This window comes from Cellulomonas sp. PhB150, assembly GCF_003755175.1.
GTDB lineage: Bacteria > Actinomycetota > Actinomycetes > Actinomycetales > Cellulomonadaceae > Cellulomonas.
Map to the genome: position 1 here is coordinate 1,588,478 of NZ_RKHX01000001.1, position 23,904 is coordinate 1,612,381.

The 23,904-nt window shown below is 73.4% G+C and carries 18 protein-coding genes; 11 read left to right on the forward strand and 7 right to left on the reverse strand.

All coding sequences use genetic code 11. From position 1 onward, the window contains the following. Nucleotides 1-206 precede the first annotated feature (206 nt). Together EDF34_RS07295 and EDF34_RS07300 are read left to right on the forward strand one after the other, a co-directional pair. A complete protein-coding gene (locus EDF34_RS07295; RefSeq protein ID WP_123370554.1) occupies nt 207-2,180 on the forward strand; it encodes a DUF6807 family protein in 1,974 nt (657 codons plus the stop codon). After that, nucleotides 2,177-3,340: a Gfo/Idh/MocA family protein gene (locus EDF34_RS07300; protein WP_233575223.1), complete on the forward strand. Its 1,164-nt coding sequence runs from the start codon at nt 2,177-2,179 to the stop codon at nt 3,338-3,340. Before EDF34_RS07295 ends, EDF34_RS07300 begins: the two co-directional genes overlap by 4 nt. A 36-nt stretch (nt 3,341-3,376) precedes the next feature. Here EDF34_RS07300 and EDF34_RS07305 read toward each other — a convergent pair whose 3' ends face one another. From EDF34_RS07305 to EDF34_RS07325, 5 genes are all read right to left on the reverse strand, one after another. After that, complete coding sequence (locus EDF34_RS07305) at nt 3,377-4,480, reverse strand: sugar kinase (RefSeq protein WP_123370556.1); 1,104 nt, start codon at nt 4,478-4,480, stop codon at nt 3,377-3,379. Between the two features lie 25 nt (nt 4,481-4,505). After that, nucleotides 4,506-5,156 (reverse strand): bifunctional 4-hydroxy-2-oxoglutarate aldolase/2-dehydro-3-deoxy-phosphogluconate aldolase, encoded by a 651-nt coding sequence (eda, locus tag EDF34_RS07310; protein ID WP_123370557.1) that lies wholly within the window; start codon nt 5,154-5,156, stop codon nt 4,506-4,508. Nucleotides 5,157-5,327: 171 nt separating this feature from the next. Next, nucleotides 5,328-6,122, reverse strand: coding sequence for an IclR family transcriptional regulator (locus tag EDF34_RS07315; protein ID WP_123370558.1), 795 nt, complete (start codon nt 6,120-6,122; stop codon nt 5,328-5,330). A 62-nt stretch (nt 6,123-6,184) separates the two neighbouring features. Next, entirely contained in the window at nt 6,185-7,144 is a 960-nt protein-coding gene (locus EDF34_RS07320) for a diguanylate cyclase domain-containing protein (protein WP_123370559.1), read from the reverse strand. 108 nt (nt 7,145-7,252) lie between these two features. Next, the gene (locus tag EDF34_RS07325; RefSeq protein WP_123370560.1) at nt 7,253-8,428 is read right to left on the reverse strand and encodes a LacI family DNA-binding transcriptional regulator; all 1,176 of its coding nucleotides are present in this window, start codon (nt 8,426-8,428) and stop codon (nt 7,253-7,255) included. Nucleotides 8,429-8,827: 399 nt separating this feature from the next. On the opposite strand from EDF34_RS07325, the gene EDF34_RS07330 reads away from it, so the two are divergent. The 3 genes from EDF34_RS07330 to EDF34_RS07340 all read left to right on the forward strand — a co-directional run bounded on the left by EDF34_RS07330 (nt 8,828) and on the right by EDF34_RS07340 (nt 14,599). Beyond that, nucleotides 8,828-11,479: a discoidin domain-containing protein gene (locus EDF34_RS07330; protein WP_123370561.1), complete on the forward strand. Its 2,652-nt coding sequence runs from the start codon at nt 8,828-8,830 to the stop codon at nt 11,477-11,479. A 377-nt stretch (nt 11,480-11,856) separates the two neighbouring features. Next, entirely contained in the window at nt 11,857-13,263 is a 1,407-nt protein-coding gene (locus EDF34_RS07335) for a DUF1996 domain-containing protein (RefSeq protein ID WP_123370562.1), read from the forward strand. Nucleotides 13,264-13,459: 196 nt separating this feature from the next. After that, entirely contained in the window at nt 13,460-14,599 is a 1,140-nt protein-coding gene (locus EDF34_RS07340; protein WP_123370563.1) for a hypothetical protein, read from the forward strand. Between the two features lie 142 nt (nt 14,600-14,741). Here EDF34_RS07340 and EDF34_RS07345 read toward each other — a convergent pair whose 3' ends face one another. Then, on the reverse strand, nt 14,742-17,327 hold the full coding sequence (locus EDF34_RS07345) for an ATP-dependent Clp protease ATP-binding subunit (RefSeq protein ID WP_123370564.1): 2,586 nt from the start codon (nt 17,325-17,327) through the stop codon (nt 14,742-14,744). Nucleotides 17,328-17,607: 280 nt separating this feature from the next. On the opposite strand from EDF34_RS07345, the gene EDF34_RS07350 reads away from it, so the two are divergent. Beyond that, nucleotides 17,608-18,327, forward strand: coding sequence for a vancomycin high temperature exclusion protein (locus EDF34_RS07350; RefSeq protein ID WP_123370565.1), 720 nt, complete (start codon nt 17,608-17,610; stop codon nt 18,325-18,327). A gap of 25 nt (nt 18,328-18,352) precedes the next feature. Next, nucleotides 18,353-19,204 carry a Cof-type HAD-IIB family hydrolase gene (locus EDF34_RS07355; protein WP_233575224.1) on the forward strand — a complete coding sequence of 284 codons (852 nt, stop codon included), beginning with the start codon at nt 18,353-18,355 and terminating at the stop codon, nt 19,202-19,204. Between the two features lie 10 nt (nt 19,205-19,214). Here the strand turns inward: EDF34_RS07355 and EDF34_RS07360 are convergent, their stop codons facing one another. Further along, entirely contained in the window at nt 19,215-20,129 is a 915-nt protein-coding gene (locus EDF34_RS07360; RefSeq protein ID WP_123370566.1) for a LysR family transcriptional regulator, read from the reverse strand. An 82-nt stretch (nt 20,130-20,211) separates the two neighbouring features. On the opposite strand from EDF34_RS07360, the gene EDF34_RS07365 reads away from it, so the two are divergent. The 4 genes from EDF34_RS07365 to EDF34_RS07380 are packed head-to-tail and all read left to right on the forward strand — an operon-like array spanning nt 20,212 to nt 23,785. After that, entirely contained in the window at nt 20,212-21,267 is a 1,056-nt protein-coding gene (locus tag EDF34_RS07365; protein WP_123370567.1) for an aminotransferase class V-fold PLP-dependent enzyme, read from the forward strand. Between the two features lie 58 nt (nt 21,268-21,325). Beyond that, nucleotides 21,326-21,703, forward strand: a complete 378-nt coding sequence (locus EDF34_RS07370) for a hypothetical protein (protein ID WP_148076591.1) — start codon at nt 21,326-21,328, stop codon at nt 21,701-21,703. Then, complete coding sequence (locus EDF34_RS07375; protein ID WP_233575225.1) at nt 21,690-23,129, forward strand: cell wall metabolism sensor histidine kinase WalK; 1,440 nt, start codon at nt 21,690-21,692, stop codon at nt 23,127-23,129. Before EDF34_RS07370 ends, EDF34_RS07375 begins: the two co-directional genes overlap by 14 nt. Beyond that, nucleotides 23,126-23,785, forward strand: a complete 660-nt coding sequence (locus tag EDF34_RS07380) for a response regulator transcription factor (RefSeq protein ID WP_123370569.1) — start codon at nt 23,126-23,128, stop codon at nt 23,783-23,785. The genes EDF34_RS07375 and EDF34_RS07380 overlap by 4 nt, the downstream gene beginning before the upstream one ends. Nucleotides 23,786-23,904: the final 119 nt, after the last annotated feature.

Consider the following 23,904-nt stretch of genomic DNA (forward strand, 5'->3'; position numbering starts at 1 on the left):
TGACACCACGGACATCGTCGATCACCTCTTTGTGTTCGATAGATCTGGGAAACCGGTTCCCTCGGCGGTAACGTAGCACCAAGCGGGGATCCTGGGAACCGGTTTCCCATCGTGTATGTTCACTCGTGACCTGGCCGGACCCGACGCCCCGCGGCACCGTCGCCGCGAGCACGCGGACGTCCCGGCGACCATCGCAGGAGGCTGCAGTGACGCAGAACATGTGGGCCCGTCCGGTGGCCACGATCGCCGAGGTGGCGCGTGCTGCCGGCGTGTCCCGCGCCACCGTGTCACGGGTGATGAACGGGCGCGACACCGTCGACGCCACCCTCGCCACGAGGGTGCGTGAGGTGGCCGAGCAGCTGCACTACCGCCCGAGCAACGTCGCCCGCAGCCTGTCCCTGGGCCGGACCAACACCGTGGCCGTCGTCGTCCCGGACCTCGCCAACCCGATGTTCCAGCAGGTGCTGCGGGGGGTCGCCGGGGCCGCGGGCGAGGCCGGCTACCGCGTGCTCGTCGCCGACACGAGCGAGTCGGAGACGGACGAGCACGCGGTGGTGCTCGACGCCCGGATGCGCTGCGACGCGCTCGTCCTGGTCTCGTCGCGCCTGCCCGAGGCCGAGCTGCGCATGCTGCTGGCCGAGGTCGGCCCCGTCGTCGTCGTGAACCGGGAGCCGGACGGGCGCACCCCCACGCTGACCATCGACTACCGCAGCGGCATCGAGGACATCGTCGACCACCTCCTGGGCCTGGGGCACCGGCACCTGCTGTACCTGGCGGGACCGCCGGCGAGCGCCTCCCACGAGGCGCGGCTGCAGGCCCTGCGTGCCGCGGCCGCGCGGCGCGAGAGCGTCCGTCTCAGCGAGCGCGCGACCGGCGCCTCGGTCGAGTCGGGCTACGAGGCGGCCGCGGACGTCCTCGCCTCCCGTGCGACCGCCGTCATCGCCTACAACGACCTCGTGGCGTTCGGGCTGCTCGCGCGGCTCAACGAGCTGGGCGTCGCCGTCCCGGCGGACATCTCGGTCACGGGGTTCGACGACATCGAGCTCGCGCGTTTCGCCGTGCCGTCGCTCACCACGGCGACCGTGCCGCAGCTCGAGCTCGGCCGGCAGGCGTGGCAGCACCTGCGCACGCTCGTGGACGGCGACGGCGGGTTGGACCCGACGCCCCCACCCATCCGGCCCGTGCTCGCCGTCCGAGCCAGCACGGGTCCCGTTCCACCGGCGGCTCGCCCTCTGCGCGTCGCGACCGACGAGCAGGGAGTGCTGGTGCCTCAGATCGACCGGACCACCTGGCGGATCGCGGACGGGGTGGCCCACCTCGACGGGCGCACGGGCGACGCGCGCATCCCGCTGGCCGGCTACGAGTCGGGCGAGCGGATGCCGACCGTGCACTCGCCGCGTCCGCACCTGCACCCGGTCTACTCGGCGGCCGGCACGGCGCTGACCGAGACGAGCCCGGTGGACCACCGCCACCACTACGGGGTGTCGATGGCGTTGCCCGTGGTCAACGGGACGTCCTACTGGGGTGGCCGCACGTTCCTGCGCGACGAGGGGCCGACCCTGCTGCCCAACCACGGCTGCCAGCAGAGCACCGGCCTCGGCCTCGTCGACGACGGCTCCACGCTGGTGGACGACGTGGTGTGGCGTGACGAGCACGGCGACGTCCTGCTCGTCGAGGACCGCCGGATCAGCACCGGTCGCCTGGCTGGCGGGACGGGCTGGTCGCTGCGGTGGGCCAGCGTGCTGCACGCGAGCACCCAGGACCTGCGCCTGGAGAGCCCGGGCACCAACGGCCGGCCGAACGCGGGCTACGGCGGGTTGTTCTGGCGACTGCCCGCCGCGGACTCGACGGTCGTGCTCGGGGAGGGCCTGGTCGGCGAGTCGGCGGTGCACGGCAGCTCGTCGCCGTGGGTCGCGTTCGTCCAGCGGCGCGACACCGGGACGACGACGCTGCTGCTGGTGCAGGACCCGCACGACGTCCGGCCGTGGTTCGTCCGCGTCCAGGAGTACGTCGGCGCGGGGCCCGCCCTGGCCTGGGACCGGCCGCTCGCGATCGCACGGGGCGACCGGTTCGCGGTGCGGCTCGCTGCCGTCGTCGTCGACCGCGCGCTGGACGGTGACGAGGCCGCGGCACTGGCTGCCGACGAGGTGCGGCAGCTGGCGGGCGAGGTCCGGGCGTGACCCCTGCACCTGTCGACGTCCCGCCGCCGAGTGCCGCCGCGGTGTCCGTCGCCGTCGTCGGCGTGCACGGTCACGGCCGCACGCACGTGCGCCGGGTGCTCGAGCTGGCCGCGGCCGGGCGGGCGCGGCTCGCCGCCGTCGTCGACCCGCGGCCCGTCGACGGCCTGGAGCACGTCCCGCCGGGCACGGCGTGGTTCCCGGACCTCGAGGCGCTGCTCGCCCACGAGCCCCCCGACGTCGTCGTCCTCGCCACGCCCATCCACACCCACCTCGCGCTGGCGTCGGCGGCGATGCGCGCCGGCTGCGACGTGATGCTCGAGAAGCCGACCACCGCGTCCCTGGCCGAGCACGACGAGCTGGTCCGGGTGGCCCGGGAGACCGGGCGTGCCTGCCAGGTCGGATTCCAGACGTTCGGGTCGGGGGCGGTCGACGAGGTCGCGCGGCTGGTGGCGTCGGGCGAGCTCGGCGACGTCGCGCACGTGGCGGCCGTCGGGACGTGGGTCAGGACCACCGGGTACTACGCCCGCGCCCGGTGGGCCGGGCACCGGATGCTGGACGGCGTCGCGGTCGTCGACGGCGTGCTGACCAACCCGCTGGCCCACGCCGTCGCGACCGCGCTGCTGCTCGCCGGCGCACGGACCGCGGCGGACGTGAGCGACGTGCGCGTCGACCTCTTCCACGCGCACCGCATCGAGGCCGACGACACGTCGGCCGCCGTGATCCGCACCGCGGCCGGCACCACCGTCGCCGCGGGCGTGACGCTCTGCGCACCGGAGCGCTCGCCCGCGCGGATCACGGTGCACGGCAGCGAGGGCAGCGCGACGCTCTTCTACGAGACCGACCGTCTGGAGATCACCTCGGGCCGGGGCACCCGGAGCGTCCCGTGCGGACGCACCGACCTCCTGGCGAACCTGCTGGCAGCGCGCACCGACCCTGCCGTCGCCCTGCTGTGCCCCGTGGCCGACACCGGCGCCTTCATGCGCGTGCTGGACGCGGTCCGGTCCGCGCCCGAGCCGGCGCCGATCGACCCGGCGGCGGTGCAGTGGTTCGGCGAGGGCGACGAGAGCCACCCCGTCGTCGCGGACGTCGAGCTCTGGTGCGAGCGGGCAGCCCGCGAGGGTGCCACGTTCACCGAGCTCGGCGCGCCGTTCGCGCGCTGACGGAGCGGGCGGCCGTCCGTCGGCGAGCTCAGCCCCTCACCGGTCGACGCGCGCGCCCCCGCCACCCGCGAGCTTGAGCACCTCAGCCTTGCTGACCATCGTCGTGTCCCCGGGCGTCGTCATCGCGAGCGCGCCGTGCGCGGCGCCGTACTCGACGGCGGTCGCCAGCGGCTCGCCCTCGAGCAGCCCGTACACGAGGCCCGACGCGAACGAGTCACCGCCACCGACGCGGTCCAGGATCTCCAGCCGTTCCCGGTGGGTGGCCTGCACGAGCCCGGTCGTCGGCGACCACGCGAGCGCGCCCCAGTCGTTGATGGTGGCGCTGCGCACCGTGCGCAGCGTCGTGGCGATGACCGAGAAGTTCGGGTACGCCTGCGCGACCCGGTCGATCATCGCGCCGAACGCCCCCACCTCGAGGTCCGAGAGGTGCTCGTCGACGCCCTCCACCTCGAACCCGAGCGAGGCCGTGAAGTCCTCCTCGTTGCCGATCATCACGTCGACGAACGGTGCGATCTCGCGGTTGACCTCCTGCGCGCGGGCCTGGCCGCCGATCGCCTTCCACAGGCTCGGTCGGTAGTTGAGGTCGTAGGAGACGACCGTCCCGTGCCGCTGAGCCGCCTGCACGGCCGCGAGCACGGTCGCGGCCGACGTCTCGGACAGCGCCGCGAAGATGCCGCCCGTGTGCAGCCAGCGCACGCCGAGGTCGCCGAACAGGTGGTCCCAGTCGACGTCGTCTGGGCCCAGCTGCGACGCGGCGGTGTGCCCCCGGTCCGAGACGCCGACGGCCCCGCGCACGCCGAACCCGCGCTCGGTGAAGTTGAGCCCGTTGCGGACCGCGCGGCCGACGCCGTCGTAGGGCAGCCACCGCACGAAGGCCGTGTCGACGCCGCCGGTCAGGATGCAGTCCTCGAGCAGCCGGCCGATCTCGTTGTCGGCCAGCGCCGTGACGATCGCGGCGCGCTGCCCGAAGGCTCGGCGCAGGCCGCGGGCCACGTTGTACTCGCCGCCCCCCTCCCAGACGCGGAGCTGACGGGCGGTGCGGATGCGGCCCTCACCGGGGTCCAGCCGCAGCATCACCTCGCCGAGCGAGACGACGTCGTAGCGGCAGTTGTCGGCGGGGCGGATCGTCAGGTCGGGCACGGCATCCTCCAGGGGGTCGTCAGGGTCAGCGGTCGCGCACGTCGGGGCGCAGCGAGGTCGCCAGCGCCACCGCCTCGCGCACCAGGTCACGCACGGCCGTGAGGTCGCCACCGCGCACCAGGTCACGCGGCACCATCCACGAGCCGCCGACGGCCGCGACCGACGGCAGCGCCAGGTACTCGTCGAGGTTGCCGGGGCCGATGCCGCCGGTGGGCACGAAGCTCAGTCCGACGAACGGCGCCCCGAGCGCCGCGATCGCCTTCGCCCCGCCGGAGGTGCCGGCGGGGAAGAACTTGACGGTCGTGACGCCCAGCTCGAGGGCCGCCTGCACCTCGGTGGCGGTGACGGCACCCGGGAGCACGGGGATGCCGTGCTCGGCACAGCGCTCGACGACCGCACGGCTGGTCCCGGGCGAGACGACGTACCGAGCGCCTGCCGCGACGGCCTGGTCGACCTGGCCGGCGGTCAGGACGGTTCCGGCGCCCACCAGGACGTCGCCACGGGCGGCGATGGCCCGGATGGCGTCGGGGGCCGCGGCGGTCCGGAAGGTCACCTCGGCGACGGGCAGGCCGCCGTCCACCAGAGCCTGGGCGAGCCCGTCCGCGTGCGCGGCCTCGTCGAGGACGACGACGGGCACGAGCCGGTGCGACGCGAGCTGGGCGAGGGTGTCTGCCACGCAAGTTCTCCTGATCGTTTCGCTAGCCGCAACGTTGCGACCGCTAGGCGCAACGATTGTGCCACAGGAGAGCCCGGCGCGACAGGGGTGCGGGTGCGCGGGTGCGCGGGAGCGCGCGGTGCGCGGGAGCGCGCGGGTGCGCGGGAGCGCTGGCGCGCGGGAGCGCTGCGCTCAGGACGCCGCCGGACCGGGCAGCACCAGTCCGTCCGGCAGGAGCGCCGGCAGCACGGCGAGCATCCGGCCGTGGATCTCCTCGACCCGGCCCGGCCCGAGGCGCTCGACGGGCACGGTCACGCTCACCGCCGCCACCGGGACCCGCCCCCGCAGCACGGGCACCGCGACGCAGCCGATGCCGGGCTCGTTCTCCTGGTCCTCGACGGCCCGGCCCGTCTCCCTCGCCCGCTCGAGCTCGCCCCAGACGTGCTCGAGGTCCACGCCGGTCGCGTAGCTCGCCAGCGTCGCCCGGTCGGTCCCGCTGAACGCGAGCACCGCCCGCCCCAGGGCAGTGCGCACCGCCGAGCTGCGGTGCCCCACCTGCGACCAGACGCGCACGGGTCGCTCCGGCTCGACCTTGTCGAGGTACACGACCTGGTCCCCGGCCAGCACACCCAGGTGCACCAGCTCGTCGACGTCCCGGCAGAGAGCCACCAGCGCGGCGTGCAGCAGCACCGCGAGGTTCTCGCCCGCCAGGTACTGCTCACCCAGAGCCACGGCGGACGCCCCGAGCGCGTAGGCGCCACCGGGCTGCTGGGTCACGTAGTCGCGGTGCCGCAGCGCCGACAGCGTGCGGTGCACCGTCGTCTTGTGGATGCCCAGGCGCGCGGCGATCTCGGCGAGCACCAGGCCGCGCGGGCCGGCGTCGCCGAGGAGGGTGAGGACCTGCAGCGCCCGGTCGACGCTCTCCAGCGGGGAGGCGGTCGGCACGGTCGCCGGTCCGGTGTGCGGTGGCTCGGTCGCGGCGCTCATCACGCGCCATCGTGGCACGTGCGCCCGTGCTCCCGTGCTCCCGTGCTCCCGTGCTCCCGTGCTCAGCGGGACTTGGCCGCCCGCATCCGGGCGTCTGCGAGCGCGACGAGCGCCTCGGGGTCCGCAGCGCCCGCTGCCGACGAGACCGCCGCGCTGTCGAGGGCCGGCCACGCGCGGGGATCGATGCCGGCCGCGGGGGCGGCCATCGCCTCGACGACGTGCGCGCGCAGCCCCTCGGCCAGCGACTGCGCGTGCGCGTCGTCGACCGCCCCGGGGAGCGTGACGGCCACCGCGAGCTCGTCACCGTCCACGCGCGCGAGGTCGCTCCCCGCGGGCGCCACCGAGCGCAGACGCATGGCGAGCGACGCGAGCACGATGTCCCCGACCGCCTGCCCGTACTGCCCGTTGACCCGCCCCATGCCCCGCACGTCGAGAAGCAGGACGACCACCCGCGCGCCCGCGACGCTCGCGTCTGCGCACCGCCGGGCGAGCGCGTGGCCGAACATCGCCCGGTGAGCCAGCCCCGTCAGCTGGTCGTGGAGCGAGCGTACCGCCAGCTGGGTCGAGAGCGAGCGGACGAGGTCGGCCGTCGACGCCGCCCGCCACATCTCGCCCGCGACGAGGACGTCGTCGTACCGGCGTTCGTCGTAGCGCTCCATGGCCCGCACGGCGACCTCCGAGACCGGCGCTGACGGGGCGACGACCATGGGCGCGAAGTCCGTCAGCTCGGACGTCGCACGACGAGCGTGCACCGCGCGCCCGAAGCCGAGCCTGCCGGTCATCGCCGCGGTGAACCGCGCACGCGTCACCAGGCCGATCCGGTGCGGGTCGCGCGCGTCGCGCACCGCCACCGACGCGACATGCGGGGAGCGGAAGACCACCTCGAGCCGAGCGACCGGCAGGCCGGCGTCGACGACGTCGATCGGGTGGGCGAGCTGGTCGACCGTGGCCGCCGCCGTGGCGCGGTAGTCCCCCACGGCCTGCGACAGCCGGTCGGCGAGGACGGTGATCTCTGCGTGCATCCCGCGAGTATCACTGCAGGTCACGGGGATTGGTCCGGGTCTGACGCCCGGTTCACGCACAGTTCGAGCAACGTTCTCGACAGGGCTTACGACCAGCTCACGACGAGCTCAGCTCGTGCCGCGCACCACCAGGGTCGGCTCGAAGATCACCGAGGTCACCCGCCGTTCGGGGTCGGCCAGCACGTCGAGCAGGATGCGCGCCATCTCGGCCGCCATCTCCTCGATCGGCTGCCGCACGCTCGTCAGCCCGGGCCGCGAGTGGGCGCCCAGGGAGCTGTCGTCGAAGCCGACCACCGCGACGTCCTCCGGAACCCGCCGACCGCGCGTCGTCAGCGTCTCGATCGCGCCGAGCGCCATGAGGTCGTTCGAGGCGAAGACCGCGTCGATCTCGGCGTCCTGGTCGAGCAGCTCGGCCATCGCCGTGATGCCGCTGCCGTAGGTGAAGTTGCCGGTCGCGACCGGGATCCAGGCGTGCCCGTGCCGGGCCATCTCGTCCTGGAAGCCCGACAGGCGGTCCTGGGCCGACGGGACGTCGAGCGGGCCGGAGATGACCGCGACGCGGCGCCGACCCCGCTCGACGAGGTGCGCGGCGGCGAGCCTCGCCCCGTCCCGGTTGGCCACGTCGACGTAGCTCATGGGCAGCGGGCGGGCGGGCCGCGCGAACCGCACCGCGGGCATCCCGGCCTCGACGAGCAGGCCGGGCAGGGGGTCGTCCCCGTGCGTCGAGACGAGGAGCGCCCCGTCGGCGTTGCCGTTGCTCAACGCCGAGATCACGCGAGCCCGGTCCACGTCCGTCTCGGCGAGCATGAGGATCGGGTCGACGTCGCGGGGGCGCAGCGCGCGCAGCATGCCGCCGACGACGCGGCCGAAGAACGGGTCGGCGAAGTCGACGCTGACGCGGCCGTCCGCGGCCGCCTCCTCGGCGCCGGACACCACGACGACGACGGCACCCGTGCGCCGCGTGACCAGCGATCGCGCCGCGAGGTTGGGTACGTAGCCGACCGTCGCGATCGCCTCGCGCACCACGTCCTGGATGTGCGGCGCGACGCGGCGCTTGCCGTTGACGACGCGCGAGACGGTCGCCCGCGAGACGCCGGCGACCCGAGCCACGTCCTCGAGCGTCGGGGCTCCGCCGGCGCGCTCGACGAGCTCGCCACCGCGGGCGGTCACCGCCGGGCCGCCGGGCGTCGCCGCCGGGCGCACCGGCGCTGCCGCGAGAGCGAGCGTGGCTGTGCCCGGCGCATCGTCGGCGGGCGGGGCTGCGCCGGGCCGGTCCTGTCCCATGCGGGGATCCTAGCAGCGGGGCAAACGCTCTCCCGCTGAACGGGCCAGATCGGCCTCCTTCACAGCCGATTCGGGAGAGATTCGGGAGAGATCCGGGAGAACGACCCTCCGTCCCGGCTTGACGGATCGGGCGGAAGCGGGTGAAATCCCGGTATACCTTCCCCGTCGGGAGCGTCATTCAGGACCACCACCCCGGTCCACCACCTCGCCTGCAGACCAGCCCGATCTTCTGCAGCGGCGGTAGAGCGCTCTCCCAGATTTGCTGATCGGTTCGGAAACACCCAGCACCACACGGCATCGACAGGCACCGGCTCGACGACGAACCCCCGCCCTGCGACCGACATCGACGTCGGTCCGCGGTCGCTCCCCCGTCGCTGGGCCGCTCACGAGGAGACACCCATGACCACGCACCACCCCTCGGGCACCGCCCGCGGCAAGCGCCTCGCGGCGCTCGTCGCGACCGGCGTGCTCGCCATCGCGGGCCTCACGCTGCCCGCCGCGTCCGCGCAGGCGGCTCCCGTCCTGCTCTCGCAGGGCAAGACCGCGACGGCGTCGACCACCGAGAGCGCCGACTACCTGGGCGCCAGGTACGCGGTCGACGGCGACAACGGCACGCGCTGGGCCAGCCAGGCCACCGACAACCAGTGGATCCAGGTCGACCTCGGCGCGAGCGCGTCGATCGAGCGCGTCGACCTGCGCTGGGAGTCCGCGTACGGCAAGGGCTACCAGATCCAGACGTCCGACAACGGGACCACGTGGACCACGGTCGCGACCAAGACGAACGGGACGGGCGGCAACGAGTCGCTCACCGTCACGGGCACGGGCCGCTACGTCCGCCTGCAGGGCACCGCCCGCGCGACCGGCTACGGCTACTCGCTGTGGGAGTTCCAGGTGTTCGGCACGGCCGGCACGGGCGGCGGGGGCACCGGAGGCGGCGGTACGGGCACGTGCGGCACGACGAACGTCGCGCAGGGCAGGACGGCCACGGCGTCGTCGTCCGAGGGCGCCGGCACCGCCGCTCCCTACGCCGTCGATGGCAAGGCCGACACCCGCTGGGCCAGCTCCTTCGCGGACAACCAGTGGCTCCAGGTCGACCTCGGCTCCCCGCAGAACGTGTGCGAGGTGGCGCTGAGCTGGGAGGGCGCCTACGGCAAGGCGTTCCAGGTGCAGCTCTCCGACAACGGCACCACGTGGACGACGGCGGCCACGGTGACCAACGGCACCGGCGGCAACCAGACCGTCGCCGCGTCCGGCACGGGTCGCTACCTGCGCCTCAACCTGCAGACCCGCGCCACGGGCTACGGCTTCTCGCTCTGGGAGGTCGCGGTCCGCACGACCGGCGGCGGCACCACCGACCCCGGCACGGGCGGCGGCAACGGCGGCCTCACCGGCCACGGCGACGTCGTCGGCCCGGCCGACGGCAAGGTGCGCCTCATCGGCTCGCAAGGCAGCTGGACCCTGGCGGTCAACGGCAAGAAGTGGGTCACCAAGGGCATGACCTGGGGCCCGGCGATCTCGGAGTTCCCCGCGAACGTCGCCAACTTCAAGGAGCTCGGCGTCAACACGATCCGCACGTGGGGCACCGACGCGGGCTCGAAGGCCCTCTTCGACGCCGCCGCGACCGCGGGCATCCGCGTGGTCGCCGGCTTCTGGCTGGCCCCCGGTGGCGGTCCCGGCTCGGGCGGCTGCCCGAACTACGTCACCGACGCGACATACAAGGCCAACTCGATGAACGACATCGTCACCTGGGTCACGGCGTACAAGGACAACCCCGGCGTGCTCATGTGGGACGTCGGCAACGAGTCCCTGCTCGGCCTCGGGAACTGCTACTCGGGCGCCGAGCTCGAGACGCAGCGGGCGGCCTACGCGACGTTCGTCAACGACGCCGCCAAGCGCATCCACCAGATCGACCCGAACCACCCGGTCACCTCGACCGACGCGTGGACCGGCGCGTGGCCGTACCTCAAGGCCAACGCCCCCGACCTGGACCTCTACGGCCTGAACAGCTACGGCGCCATCTGCGACGCCAAGCAGACCTGGATCAACGGCGGGTACACCAAGCCGTACCTGATCACCGAGGGCGGTCCGGCCGGCGAGTGGGAGGTCCCGAACGACGTCAACGGCGTCCCCGACCAGGGCACCGACCAGCAGAACGCCGACGGCTACACCAAGGCGTGGAACTGCATCGGCGCACACCCGGGCGTCGCGCTCGGCGCCACCCTGTTCCACTACGGCAACGAGGGGGACTTCGGCGGCATCTGGTTCAACATCAAGCCGGGCAACAACAAGCGCCTGAGCTACTACGCGGTGGCCAAGGCCTACGGCGGCACGGCCGCCACGGGCCACAACACGCCGCCGAAGTTCAGCGGCATGACGATCGCCAGCCAGACGGGCGTCGTGGCCGGCGCGAACGTCTCGGTCAACGCCTCGGCGACCGACCCCGACGGGGACGCGATCACGTACCACGTGTTCGTCAACAGCAACTACATCAACAAGTCGGGCGGCCTCCAGGAGGTGCCGTTCACGCGCAGCGGCAGCACGTTCACGTTCACCGCCCCGCAGACCCTCGGCGTGTGGAAGGCCTACGTGTTCGCCGAGGACGGCAAGGGCAACGTGGGCGTCGAGACGCGGTCCTTCCGCGTGGTCCCGCCCGCCGTGGCCGGCACCAACGTCGCGAAGGGCAAGACGGCGACGGCCTCGTCGTTCGACCCCTACAACGGCAACTTCACGCCGGGCCAGGCCGTCGACGGCGACTTCGCCAGCCGCTGGTCGAGCAGCTGGTCCGACAACGAGTGGATCCAGGTCGACCTCGGCTCGAAGCGGACCTTCAGCAACGTCCAGCTCGTCTGGGAGTCGGCGTTCGCCAAGGGCTACCTCATCCAGCAGTCCGACGACGGCACCACCTGGACCACGTTGTCGACGATCACCAACGGCGACGGCAACGTCGACACCGTCGGGGTCAACGGCAACGCGCGCTACGTGCGCATCCAGGGCGTGACTCGAGGGACGGCGTACGGCTACTCGCTGTACGAGCTCGGGGTCTACGCCTGAGAGAGCACAGCCTGGCGGAGCCGCGCACGAGAGATCGACGCGTGAGCCGCGCTCATGCGTGACTGACCGGTCCGGGCGGGGCTGTGGGCTGCGGCCCCGCCCGGACCGACCCTCGCAGCGAGGGTCACCACCACCAGCAGCCCGCACGACGGCATCGCACCCCGCGCAGCAGCGCGGGCGCGCGCAGCCACACCTCGGAGGCACTCCCTCCCCGGTCCCGGCCCGACGAGGGCCGCTCCTCAGCCCCGCACGGACGAGCCGGCGACCCGCCGCGCCCGCGCCGCGCACCCGCCTGCGCTGAACGCAGCGGGCAGCACACGCACCCGCGGCCCGTGAGCCGCGCGTGCAGACCCTGAGCACTGAAGGAGTCATCCGACATGAGCACCCCCACCGTGCGGCGACGAGGCCGCACCCGAGCGGCCTCCACCCGAGCGTGGCTGGCCGTCGGGCTGGCCACCGCGCTCGTCGCGTCGGGCGTCGTCGCGACGCTCGCCACCACAGCGACCGCGGCGCCGGTCAACATCTCGCAGGGCAAGGCCGCGAGCGCCTCGACGGCCGAGAGCCCGGACATGGTCGGCGCGAAGGCCGTCGACGGGAACACCGGCACGCGCTGGAGCAGCACGTTCGCCGACGCGCAGTGGCTCCAGGTCGACCTGGGCTCCACGGCGACGATCGACAACGTGAAGCTCAGCTGGGAGGCGGCCTACGGCAAGGCGTTCCAGGTCCAGACCTCCACCAACGGCACGACGTGGACGACGGTCGCCACGGTGACCAACGGCACGGGCGGCAACCAGACGGTGAGCGCGCCCGGCACGGGCCGCTACGTCCGGCTCAACCTCACCGCCCGCGGCACCGGCTACGGCTACTCGCTGTGGGAGTTCCAGGTGTTCGGCACCGGCGGCACCACGCCCCCGGCCACGACGCCCAAGCCCCTCCCGTCACCTCCCCCGGGAGCCGACACGTCGGTCACGCACCACGAGTTCCAGGCGAACTGCGTGCCGACCCACACCCTGCCGGACGACCCGATCGTCTTCCCGGGCCAGGCGGGCGCGTCGCACAGCCACACGTTCATGGGCAACCGCACCACCAACGCCCAGACCACGGCCGCGTCGCTGGTCGCCGCGGGGACGACGACGAGCTGCACGGTCCCCCAGGACCGCTCGGCGTACTGGTTCCCGACGCTGCTCCGCAACGGCACGCAGGTGGTGTCGACCGACGAGCAGACCATCTACTACAAGTCGGGGATCCTCGACTACAAGAAGGTCCAGCCGTTCCCGGCCGGCCTGCGCTTCGTCGTCGGGAACATGCTCGCGACGCAGGACGAGTTCAAGAACGCCCCGGGCACGGTCGAGGGGTTCGAGTGCGGTGACACGACGCGCAGCTGGGACATCCCGGCGGCCGCCTGCCCCGCGGGCTCCAAGCTCAACATCCGCTACCAGGCCCCCAGCTGCTGGGACGGCGTCAACCTCGACTCGGCCAACCACAAGACCCACATGGCGTACCCGGTCAACGGCGAGTGCCCGACGAGCCACCCGGTGCCCGTGCCGATGATCGAGTTCAAGCTCTCGTGGCCGGTCGACGGCAACCTGTCGAACGTGGCGTTCTCGAGCGGCCGCAGCTACTCGTTCCACTACGACTTCTTCAACGGCTGGGACGCGCCGGTGCTCAAGGCCCTGACCGAGCACTGCATCAACGGCGGACTGCAGTGCAACCCGCGCGGCTTCGACCTGTACAAGCCGTGGGCGGGCGGCGTCCTGGACGCGAGCTTCAACCTGATCCCGTGACCGGGGTCTGACCCAGGGGCGCGCCGCCCGGCCCTCGTCGGGCGGCACGCCACTTCCCCGCGGCTGACCCTCCACGCCGAGCGCGCACTCCCCCTCACGTCGGGGGGTGCGCGCTCGGTCTGTGCCCTGCGTGCTCGGGTATCTGCCGCGCGCCATGATGGCTCCTGAGCGTCGGGGGCTGACCAGCGGAGGGCACATGGCCGACAAGCGCACGGCGTTCGACCCGGCGGTGCACGGGTTCGGCTTCCCCAACGCCTTCGTCGACGTCCTGCTCACCCTGCCGAACGGCATGAAGATCTCCACCGCCGGTCGCTGCGGGGGCATGGCGTACGCCTCGCTCGACCTCTTCCACTCCGGCGCCCCAGCCCCCCGCTGGGGCGCCGGGCTCTACGCCCCGGAGCGCGTGCCTCCCGACGACAACTGGCTGGCGGACGTCATCCGCGGCCGGCTCTTCGACTCGTTCAGGGTGCTCTCCGCCGCCACGTTCGTCACCTGGTCGATGCACCCGGACGGGCCGCTCGGCCCGCTCAAGGGCGTCGCGCGCTGGACCTCGCAGGACGAGCTCCCGCAGGTCGTGCGCGCGGTCGACGAGGGCCGGCCCGTGCCGCTGGGCCTCGTCGTCGCCCGCAGCATCGGCGCGATCGGCAAGAACCACCAGGTGGTCGCGCACGGGTACTCCCGGACGGACGGCGTGACGTCGCTGCTCATCACCGACTCGAACAGCCCCGGGCGCGAGGTCACGCTCACCCCGGTCAAGGGCGGCTGGAAGGCGTCGAACGGGCCGACCTGGCGCGGGTTCTTCGTGCAGGACTACAAGCCCCGCAAGCCGACGGTCCTGACCCGCGCTCCGGCGGACCCGGCGCGCGCCATCGGGCCCGGGTCCGTCGTCGTCCTCTCGCACGTGTGGACCGGGGCGACCCTGCACGCCGACGGCACGCCCTGGTCCTACGACGGGTGCCCGCTCGGCACGCGCGTCACCGCCGTGCGCTCCACCGCGAGCGACGGCGAGCGCTGGGCGGTCGAGCCCGGCGCGGCGGGCCTGGTCCGGCTGCGGCACGTGGCCACCGGGTCGTACCTCGGCAGCCCGGGCGGGTCGCGCTCCCCCGTGACCGGTCAGCAGGGCGTACGCATCGGGAGCACGCCCGACGAGTGGCGCGTGGAGGTCGAGGGCAGCTGGACGGCCGGCTCGCGGGTCCGGCTCGTGCACGCCGCGACCGGCGCCGCGCTGCACTCCCACCTGCACTCGGACGAGCGCGCGACGGGCGGGCAGCAGGAGGTCACCGGCTTCGCCGGCCGCGACGACAACGACTGGTGGACCGTCCTCGAGACCCGCTGACGTCGGTTGCTTGTGGCCGGCGACGTCGTTGAAGACTTCGTCACGCCTGCCGTGACCAGGTCTTCACCGATCCGCGCCGCACGCGACGAGGCCCCGGTCTCCTCAGACGGGAGCCGGGGCCTCGTCGGCCGTCCGTGCGGTGTCAGCCGACCTGCGGGAGCGTGCCCGAGCCGCCGTCGCCGGCCGCCGAGATCGGCGGTGCGGCGGGCAGGTCCGTGCCCGACCCGGGGGTCCCGGCCGAGACGCCGACGCCCGCGGGCTCCTTGTGCATGTCGACCTTGGTCACGCCCTCGAACGTGAACTCGCCGAGGATGCCCTCGCCGACCGCGTCCACGATCACCAGCTGACCGGCCTTGAGCTCGCCGAACAGGATCTTCTCGGACAGGGCGTCCTCGATGTCCCGCTGGATCGCGCGGCGCAGCGGACGCGCACCGAGCACCGGGTCGTAGCCCTTCTCCGACAGCAGCTTCTTGGCCGCGGGCGTGATCTCGATGCCCATGTCCTTGTCGCGCAGACGCTTGTCGAGCTTGGCGATCATCAGGTCGACGATCGCGAAGATCTCCGGCTGCGAGAGCTGCGGGAAGACGACCACGTCGTCGACGCGGTTGAGGAACTCAGGCCGGAAGTGCTGCTTGAGCTCGTCGTTGACCTTGGACTTCATGCGCTCGTACGACGTCGACAGGTCGCCACCGGCCTGGAAGCCGGTCATGACGCCCTTGGCGATGTCCCGCGTGCCGAGGTTCGTGGTCATGATGATCACGGTGTTCTTGAAGTCGATCACGCGGCCCTGCGAGTCGGTCAGGCGACCGTCCTCGAGGATCTGCAGGAGCGAGTTGAAGATGTCCGCGTGAGCCTTCTCGACCTCGTCGAACAGGACGACCGAGAACGGCCGACGGCGCACCTTCTCCGTGAGCTGGCCACCCTCGTCGTACCCGACGTAGCCGGGAGGCGAGCCGAACAGCCGCGAGACCGTGTGCTTCTCCGAGAACTCGGACATGTCGAGCTGGATGAGCGCGTCCTCGTCACCGAACAGGAACTCGGCGAGCGCCTTGGCGAGCTCGGTCTTACCGACACCGGTGGGGCCGGCGAAGATGAACGAGCCACCGGGGCGCTTCGGGTCCTTGAGCCCGGCGCGCGTGCGGCGGATGGCCTGCGAGAGCGCCTTGATCGCCGCGTCCTGGCCGACGACCCGCTTGTGCAGGTTGTCCTCCATGTGGAGCAGGCGGCTGGACTCCTCCTCGGTGAGCTTGAACACCGGGATGCCGGTGGCGTTCGCCAGCACCTCGGCGATGAGCTCCTCGTCCACCTCTGCCACGGCGTCGAGGTCGCCCGACTTCCAGGCCTTTTCCTTCTCGAGCCGCTTGAGGCCGAGCTGCTTCTCGGCGTCGCGCAGGCGCGCAGCCTTCTCGAAGTCCTGCTCGTCGATCGCCGACTCCTTGTCGCGACGCGTCTCGGCGATCTGCTCGTCGAGCTCGCGCAGCTCCGGCGGAGCCGTCATGCGGCGGATGCGCAGGCGGGCGCCGGCCTCGTCGACCAGGTCGATGGCCTTGTCCGGCAGGTACCGGTCGTTGACGTACCGGTCCGCGAGCGTGGCGGCCGCGACGAGCGCGGCGTCCGTGATCGACACGCGGTGGTGCGCCTCGTAGCGGTCGCGCAGGCCCTTGAGGATCTCGATCGCGTGCTGCAGGTTCGGCTCGGCGACCTGGATCGGCTGGAAGCGACGCTCCAGGGCCGGGTCCTTCTCGACGTACTTGCGGTACTCGTCGAGCGTCGTGGCACCGATGGTCTGCAGCTCGCCGCGGGCCAGCATCGGCTTGAGGATGCTGGCGGCGTCGATCGCGCCCTCGGCGGCACCCGCACCGACGAGCGTGTGGATCTCGTCGATGAACAGGATGATGTCGCCGCGGGTGCGGATCTCCTTGAGGACCTTCTTCAGGCGCTCCTCGAAGTCACCGCGGTAGCGCGAGCCGGCCACGAGCGCACCGAGGTCGAGCGTGTAGAGCTGCTTGTCCTTGAGCGTCTCGGGCACGTCGCCGCGCACGATGTCCTGCGCGAGGCCCTCGACGACGGCGGTCTTGCCGACGCCGGGCTCCCCGATGAGGACAGGGTTGTTCTTGGTGCGGCGGGACAGCACCTGCATGACCCGCTCGATCTCCTTCTCGCGCCCGATGACCGGGTCGAGCTTGCCGTCGCGCGCAGCCTGCGTGAGGTTGCGTCCGAACTGGTCGAGCACGGCGCTGCCCGAGGGCTGGCCCTCGGCGGGGCCGCCGGCCGCGACCGGCTCCTTGCCCTGGTAGCCGGAGACGAGCTGGATGACCTGCTGGCGCACGCGGTTGAGGTCGGCGCCGAGCTTGTTGAGGACCTGGGCGGCGACGCCCTCGCCCTCGCGGATCAGGCCGAGCAGGATGTGCTCGGTGCCGATGTAGTTGTGGCCCAGCTGCAGCGCCTCGCGGAGCGAGAGCTCCAGCACCTTCTTGGCGCGCGGCGTGAACGGGATGTGGCCCGACGGGGCCTGCTGGCCCTCGCCGATGATCTCCTGGACCTGGGCGCGCACTGCCTCCAGCGAGATGCCGAGCGACTCGAGCGCCTTGGCGGCCACTCCCTCACCCTCGTGGATCAGACCCAGGAGGATGTGCTCGGTCCCGATGTAGTTGTGGTTGAGCATCCGTGCCTCTTCTTGGGCAAGGACGACCACGCGACGGGCTCGGTCCGTGAATCTCTCGAACATGTGCACTCCTCACGAGCTGCGTGGCCCACCGGTTCCGCGCCGGGCGCTGCGGGGTCGGTGGGGCGGCGTTGTTCGATGCTAACGGCGGGTCAGGCCCGGAACTGCCCGTGTTCGCCGCAGGCGGAGCAACCGGGTCCGCCGGGCACCGGCCGCACGGCGCGACGCGGCCCGTGCGCGGGGCCGGGCGGCGTTCGCGCGCTCGTCGTCCCGACCGATGCCTTCACAGCATGTCCCCACCAGATCGCCTCCGTGCCGGCACCCCGGCCCCTAGCCTTCGAGCATGTCCGACGACGCGGCACCGACGACCGTCTCCGAGCGGCTCGACGACGCCGAACCCGGCCGAGCACGCTCCCGACGTCGCCGCGTGCTCGCGGTCGTCCTCGTCCTCGGCGTGCTGCTCGTCCTCGCCCTCCCGCTGCTGGTCGTGCAGGGCGTCGGGCGAGCCCACGAGCGGTCCCTCGCCGACGTCCCCGACACCCCCGTAGCCCTCGTGCTCGGCGCCGGGCTGCACCCCGACGGCACGCCGTCCACGTACCTGGCCCGCCGCCTGGACGCCGCCAGGTCGCTCTACGAGCGCGGGGCGGTCCAGGTGATCCTGGTCAGCGGCGACAACGGCACGGCGCAGCACGACGAGCCCACGGCCATGCGGGACTACCTCGTCGACCACGGCATCCCGTCCGACAAGATCGTGCTCGACTACGCCGGGTTCGACACGCACGACTCGTGCGTGCGGGCCCACCAGGTCTTCGGCGTCGACGAGGCGGTCGTCGTCACGCAGGACTACCACCTGCCCCGCGCGCTGTTCTCGTGCGCCGCCGCCGGGATGGACGTCACCGGTGTCGGTGTGTCCGCCGCGAGCGTCACGCCGAAGCAGGCGCTGGTCTGGCGGCTGCGGGAGGTCCCCGCGTCGTACAAGGCGGCCTGGGACGCGCTCGTCGGGCGAGGCCCGGTCTACGGCGGTCACGAGACAGGCGTGCAGGACGCGCTCGACCAGGGCTGACGCACGCGGCTGGGAGGATGGCCGGGTGAGCACAGCACCCGGCCCGGTCCTCGATCCCCCCGACCTCGGCGAGGTTCCCGACGTCCGGCTCATCGCCCTCGACATGGACGGCTCGCTGCTCGACGAGGAGAAGCGCCTCGACCCGTCGTTCTGGCCGCTGCTCGAGGAGCTCGAGGCGCGCGGGATCGCCGTGTGCCCCGCGAGCGGACGGCAGTACGCGACGCTGCGGGCCCAGTTCGAGCGCGACGACCTCGTCTACATCGCCGAGAACGGCGCCTACGTGGTGCGGGACGGCGCCGAGCTCAGCTCGGACACCCTCCAGCTCGCGACCGCCCGGGCGATCGTCGAGGCCATGCGCACCGCGGGTACGGGTGGCCTCGACGTGGGCACCGTGGTGTGCGGCAAGCGCACCGCCTACGTCGAGCGGACCGACGAGGCGTTCCTCGCCCAGGTGCGCCCGTACTACGCGCGGCTGGAGCTGGTCGAGGACCTGCTGGCCGTCGACGACGAGATCCTCAAGGTCGCCGTGTACGACTTCGAGTCCTCCGAGCGCGGCGCCGGCCGGGCGCTGGCCCCGTTCGACGAGTCCGACCGGGTGGTCGTGTCCGGGCTGCACTGGGTCGACGTGATGAGCCGCACGGCCGACAAGGGGGCCGCGCTGCGGCGGGTGCAGGTGGCGCTGGGGATCACCCGCGAGCAGACGATGGCGTTCGGCGACTACTTCAACGACGTCGGCATGCTCGGGGCCGCGGGCTGGTCGTTCGCCATGGACAACGGGCACCCCGACGTCCGCGCCCTCGCGCGGTTCGTCGCGCCCGCCAACTCGCGCAACGGCGTGGTCCGCACGATCGCGTCGGCGCTCGCGATCGAGCTGTAGGTCCGGGGGTTCAGACCGCGAGCGCGAGGGCGTCGAGCGTGGCGGCGACCGCCGGGACGCGCAGCAGGTCGGGCGCGGTCACGGCGTGCACCGAGCGGTTCGACGTGCCCGCGGCACGCCGCATGACGACGCCGGGCTGCCGCTCCGCCACCGGGCGCACCAGGTCGGGCAGCAGCGCCACACCCAGACCGGCCGCCACGAGCGCGAGGACCGCGACGTAGTCGTCGGTGGCGTACGCGATCTCCGGCTCGAAGCCGCACGCGCCCGCGGCGCTCAGCAGGTGCCCTCGGCACCGCGGGCAGCCGGCGATCCACGCCTCGTCGGCGAGGTCGGCGAGGGAGAGGTCCTCGACCGCGGCCGCGGCATGGCCCTCGGGGAGCGCCACGAGGGTGGGCTCGTCGAGGAGGTGGCGGGTGACGAGCCCCGCGAGGTCGTCCTCGCCGCGCCCGAGGCCCGTGCCCGGGTACTCGAACGCCACCGCCACGTCGCAGACCCCGCTGCGGACCATGGCCAGCGCCTGCGGCGGCTCGGCCTCGTCGAGGGTCACCCGCAGCCCGGGGTGCGCGTCCCGGAGCGCGACGAGCGCTCGCGGCACGAGCGTCGCGGTCGACGACGGGAAGGCCACCAGCCGCACCCGCCCCGCCCGCAGCCCGGTCAGCGCGGAGACCTCGGCCGACGCCGCTCGCAGCGCGGCGCCGACGGTCGCGCCGTGCCGGGCGAGCGCCTCCCCGGCCTCGGTGAGCCGGACTCCGCGGCCAGTCCGGTCCAGCAGCGCCGTGCCGAGCCGCCGCTCGAGCCGTCGCACGTGCTGGCTCACCGCGGGCTGCCCGATGCCCAGGGCACCCGCCGCGGCCGTGATCGTCCCCTCGTCCGCGATCGCGCGCAGGATCCGCAAGGAGTTCACGTCGACGGCGGGTTCGGTCATGGGACCGAGTATCACACTGGGTGATGCATCCCAGCCCGAATCCGCTCTGGTGTGATGCCGACGGCCCCGCGACGCTGGTGGCATGGACCTCGTCGACCTCCGTGCCGCCTTCGCCCCCGTGCCCGGGTACCTCAACGCCGCCACCGTCGGGCTCCCGGCGCGGGCGACCGCCGACGCCATGCGCACCGCCATCGACGACTGGCAGCAGGGCCGCGCCGACCTGGCCGTCTACGACGCCGCGGTCGCCGCGGCCCGCAGCGCCTTCGCGCGACTCGTGCGGGTGCCGACCGACGACGTGGCGATCGCCGCGCAGACGTCCGCGCTCGTCGGCCTCGTCGCGGCCGCACTGCCCGACGGCGCCGAGGTGCTCGTCGTCGACGGCGACTTCTCGTCGGTCGTCTTCCCGTTCCTCGCGCACGCCGACCGCGGCGTGCGGGTCCGGCACGTCGCCGTCGACGAGCTCGCCGGCGCGATCCGACCCTCGACCGCCGTCGTCGCGTTCTCGCTCGTGCAGTCGCGGGACGGCCGGGTCGCGGACGCCGACGCCGTGACGAGCGCGGCCCGCGCCGCCGGCGCGCTCACCCTGTGCGACATCACGCAGGCCGGCTGGCTCCCCGTCGACGCGGGCCAGTTCGACCTCACCGTGTGCTCGGCCTACAAGTGGCTGGCCGCTCCGCGCGGCACCGCGTTCGCGACGGTCCGGCCCGCGGTGCTCGACCGCCTGCGCCCGCTGTCCGCCGGGTGGTACGCGGGCGACGACGTGTGGGGGTCGGTCTACGGCCCGCACATGCGGCTCGCGACGAGCGCCCGCCGCCTCGACGTGTCCCCCGCCTGGCTGTGCTGGGTCGGCGCGGCGCCGGCGCTCGAGCTGTTCGCCGCCGTTCCGCCCGCCGCGGTGCGCGACCACGCCGTGGGGCTCGCGGACGCCGTCCGCCGAGGCTGCGGGCTCGATCCCGCGGGCAGCGCCATCGTCTCCGTCCCGGACGCCGACGGCGTCGTGGCGCGGCGGCTCGGCGAGGCCGGGTGCGTCGTCGCGGCACGCGGCGGAGGAGTCCGACTGGCCTTCCACGTGTGGAACGACCACGACGACGTCGAGCGCGCGCTGTCGGTCCTCGCACCCGGGCTCGTGCCCGCCTGACACCGATCCCGTCCCGGACTCTCATGCGCCTCTCATCGAGTCTTGGGAGCATGGCCGGATGACGCGCAGGGGCATGGTCCTCACCGGCTCGGTGGTCGCGCTCGGCGCGGTCGTCGGGGGCGGTCTCGTCGTGTCGTCGGCCCTCGCCGCGCCGGAGGACACAGACCTGGGTGGGGCGATCGTCGTGACTCCGACCCCGACTCCGAGCACCTCGCCCCGCCCGAGCGCGTCCACGACGACCTCGGCACCGACGACCGCGGCACCCACGCCGTCCACGCCGGCCCGCCCGTCGCCCACGGCCGTCCCGCCCGCCGAGCCCGAGGACGCGGACGACGACGATGACGACGACACGTCCGACGACGACGGGTCCGACGGCGACGGGTCCGACGACGGGCCCGACGACGACAGGTCCGACGACGCCCGTGACGACTCCTGACGCGCCGGGCCGCCTCGCCCGGCTCAGCGTCCGCACGAAGGTCATGGGCGTGCTCCTCGCGCTCACCGCGCTCGGCCTCGCGGTCGCCGGCCTGGCGACGTACCTGCTGCAGCGCGAGCGCACCGACGAGCGGATCGACGACTCCCTGACGCGCACGGTCACGGAGTTCCGCCAGACCGCGGCGCGCGCGGGTCAGGGCGCGGTCGTCGACGTCCTGCGCTCGGCCCTGCAGCAGACCGTGCCCGCGCCGAGCGAGGGGACGATCGCGTTCGTCGACGGCACCCCCACCTGGTACGCGCCCCGCACGGTCCGCGTCCGGCTCGAGGAGGACCCCCAGCTCGTCGCGGCCCTGGCGGCGGCCACGGGGTCCGGTGCCCGACTGACGACGATCGCCACCGACCGGGCGACCTACCGGGTCGCCACGGCCCCCGTCCGCGTCGAGGGCGACCCCGCCGACGGGCTCTACGTCGTCGCCACCGTCCGCGGCCAGGAGCTCGCCGCGCTGGAGTCGACCTGGCGCACGTACGCGCTGGTCGCGCTCGGGGCGCTCGTCGTGCTGGCGGTCGTCGGGTGGCTGCTCATCGGCCGGGTCCTGCGCCCGCTGGACCACCTGCGCTCCACCGCCCAGCGCATCAGCGAGACCGACCTCGCCGAGCGCATCCCGGTGTCCGGGCACGACGACGTCGCCGAGCTGACCCGCACCGTCAACGCGATGCTCGACCGGCTCGAGTCGAGCTTCACGGGCCAGCGCCGCCTGCTCGACGACGTGGGCCACGAGCTGCGCACGCCCCTGACGATCATCGGCGGCCACCTCGAGCTCATGGACGTCGCCGACACGGACGACGTCTCGGCCACCCGCGCGCTCGCGCTCGACGAGGTCGACCGGATGCGGGGCCTCGTCGACGACCTGCTCGTCCTGGCGCGCACCGACCGCCCCGACTTCGTCCGCCCCGCCCCCACCGCGATCGGGATCCTCACGGACGACGTGCTGGACAAGGCGCGCGCGCTCGGCGACCGCGTCTGGCGGGTGGCCGACCGCGCGGACGTCGAGGTGGAGGCCGACACGGCCCGGCTCACGCAGGCGTGGCTGCAGCTCGTCTCGAACGCCGTGAAGTTCTCCGCACCCGGGTCGCCCGTCACCCTGGGCTCGGCGTCCGTCGACGACCGCGTCCGGCTGTGGGTGCACGACGAGGGGCGCGGCATCGCCCCGGCCGACCTCGACCGGATCTTCGACCGGTTCGTCCGGGGCCGGGACGCCCACGACGCCGGCATCGAGGGCTCCGGCCTCGGCCTGGCCATCGTCGCGGCGATCGCCGCCGGCCACGGCGGTCGCGTCGACGTGACCTCGACCCCAGGCGTCGGGTCCACCTTCGTCATCGACCTGCCGGCTCGTCCGGTCCCGACCCCGCTGGAAGAGGTGCCGTGAGCCAGATCCTCATCGCCGAGGACGAGGAGCGCATAGCGTCGTTCGTCGCCAAGGGGCTGCGGTCCGCGGGCATGGCCCCGACGGCCGTCCGCACCGGCCGCGAGGCGCTCGAGCACGCGCGGACCGGTGAGTTCGACCTGCTCGTCCTCGACCTCGGGCTGCCCGACCAGGACGGGTTCACCGTGCTGCGCCGCCTGCGCGAGTCGGGGTCGCGGCTGCCCGTGATCATCCTGACCGCGCGGTCGTCGGTCGAGGACACCGTGGCCGGGCTCGAGGGTGGCGCCGACGACTACATGGCCAAGCCGTTCCGCTTCGAGGAGCTGCTCGCCCGCATCCGGCTGCGACTGGCCGGCCCCGCGACCGACGACCCGACGACCCTGACCCACGGCGCCCTCTCGCTGGACCTGCGCACCCGCCGCGCCCGGGTCGGCGACCGGGACATCGACCTGTCGGCCCGGGAGTTCGCACTGGCCGAGGCGTTCCTGCGCAACCCCGGTCAGGTGCTGTCCCGTGAGCAGCTGCTCTCGCGGGTGTGGGGCTACGACTTCGACCCGGGCTCCAACGTGGTCGACGTGTACGTGCGCTACCTGCGCACCAAGCTGGGCCCGGACCTGGTGACGACCGTGCGCGGCATGGGCTACCGCCTCGACGGCTGACAGGCTCCGCCGACCCTCCTGGCCCGAGATAGCCGCACTTGTGACGGGAGTTGCCTCCTGGGACCGGAGATGCCCCTCAGGAGCTGACTCCCGTCCCAAGTGCGGCTAGATGCGTCGCG